Annotated in this window: 1 protein-coding gene (only partly in view); it reads right to left on the bottom strand. The window is 72.4% G+C overall.

Annotated elements, in window-relative coordinates; translation table 11 throughout:
• A protein-coding gene (locus ACFWVD_RS28195) for a cytochrome P450, cyclodipeptide synthase-associated (protein ID WP_379247884.1) crosses the window boundary here: on the bottom strand, positions 1-1,596 show its 5' portion. It extends 195 nt beyond the left edge of the window; only the first 1,596 of its 1,791 coding nucleotides appear in the window; the start codon lies at positions 1,594-1,596; the stop codon falls past the left edge of the window.
• Positions 1,597-1,959: the final 363 nt, after the last annotated feature.

Here is a 1,959-nt window from a genome sequence, read left to right as displayed (position 1 = left end):
CGTCCACACCCGCTCCTCGGGCGCCTCGCGCAGGATGCGCAGGTACTCGTCCGCCAGGCGCTGGCGCATCGACTCGAAGGCGTTGGGCGCCCGCCACCGCAGGTCGGCGGCGAGCGTCTCGCGTGCCGCGTCGTGCGGGTGGAGCCCCCGCAGGGTGGACTCCATGAACGGCAGCTCCCGCAGCCACGCGAACAGCGGATGGGCGTCCTCCCCGGGCAGCACCGCGGCCAGCAGCTCCTCCGACGTCGAGTGAGCCTGCGCCGCCACCTCCAGGGCACGGCGGTGGGCCGCCGTGGGCACCTCCCCGATCAGCCCCGCCAGCAGCGTGCGCAGCACGTCCGCCGTGGGCGCCCAGATCTCCTCCCGGCCGCACCCCGCCGACCCGGCCGCCGCCGCCAGCGACAGCGAGAGCGGCCCCCGGGTGTACAGGCCGGCCTCCCGGTAGCGGAAACCGGGGCTGTAGCGCACCTCGTCGAACAGCGGCAGGAGCATGGCCGCCACCGTCTCGATCTCGGCGCGCGCGAAGGCCGTACCGACGCACTGGTGGAGGCCGCTGCCGAAGGACAGGTGCTCGGCCGCCGCGGTGAAGGAGCGGGCGGTGCCCAGGTCCGCACGGTGGATGTCGAAGGCGTCCGGGTCGGTGAACACGCCGGGGTCGCGGTTGGCCGCCCCGATCATGCAGAAGACGGTGGCCCCGGCCGGGACGACGGTGCCGGCGAAGACGGCGTCGTGCTCCGCCTGGCGGGGGATGAGCTGCACCGGCGGGGTGCAGCGCAGCGTCTCGGCGATCGCGGCGCCCAGCAGCTGCGGGTCGCGGCGGACCTGCGCCAGCTGCTCGGGATGGTCGATCAGGTGCTTGAAGAGCAGGGCGAGCGTCTTGTCGGCGGGCTCCGCCGAGGCCAGCAGCACATTGATGACCAGGGCGGTGACATCGCGGTTGCTCATGGCCGCGCCGCCGAATTCGGTGCTGCACAGCGCCGATATCAGGTCCTCGCCGGGACGGCGGCGACGCTCCTCGATGATCGGAGCGAGATACGCCTCCAACTGCTCGGCGCACTCCAGGCAGTGCCGGCGACGCTCGGGTGTGAGGGTCAGGCTGGTGATGAACTCGGTGACCCCGCCGTACCAGGCCGCCACCTGCGGCCAGTCCTTCCTCTCCAGGCCGAGGACGTCGAGCGTCACCTGCACGGCGAACGGCTTGCCGAAGTCGTTGACCAGGTCCACCCGCCCCGCGGGGAGGAACGGAGCCATCAGCTCGGCGGCGTTGGCGCGGATGGCGTGCACCTGTCTCTCCAGGGCCCGGCCGGTGAAGGACCGTACGACGACCGCCCGCTTGGCGGTGTGCTCGGCTCCCGACATCTGGGCCAGGACCGGCCCGCGCATCACCGGCTCCGCGCGCGCCTGGAACGTCTCGGTGGTGAAGGCATCATGGTCGGTCAGGACCCGCTTCACGTCCTCGTGGCGGGAGAGGAAGTAACTGTCGATCTCCGGCTCGTAGTGCACCGGAAGCTGCTCCCGCAGCTGTGCGAAGTAGCGGTAGGGGTCAGCGGCGAAGTCCTCGGACAGGACGCTGAACGGGGCAGGGGACACGTGCATGGTGGAACCTCTCGAAAGACGCTGTGCGTGGACGGAGCCACCACGCGCCCCGTGCGGTCGCGAGAACGCCGGGCAGCCCCAACCGGGCTGCTAGACGGGCGAACGGCCGTTCGGGTTCCGCCGGTTGGAGGCCACTTCACCACCCGGCGGCACACCACGACCGGGCCGCCGCTCCACGTGGCCGGCCCCGGACAGCGCGTGACGTCACAGCCACCCCTCGACCGTACGGATGCGGTGGCCCAGGACCCGGGCGAACCCCGCGACGAACTCCGGGCGGAGCCGGGCCGCGTTCCACACCTCGAATCCCAGATGGGCCAGAGCGAAACGGTCCTCCTGCCACCCCCACTCGGGCAGCGCCTGCGC

This window comes from Nocardia sp. NPDC058666 (assembly GCF_042714895.1).
In the GTDB taxonomy this organism is placed as follows: Bacteria; Actinomycetota; Actinomycetes; order Mycobacteriales; family Mycobacteriaceae; genus Nocardia.
This window is presented reverse-complemented; position numbering and strand designations above follow the sequence as displayed.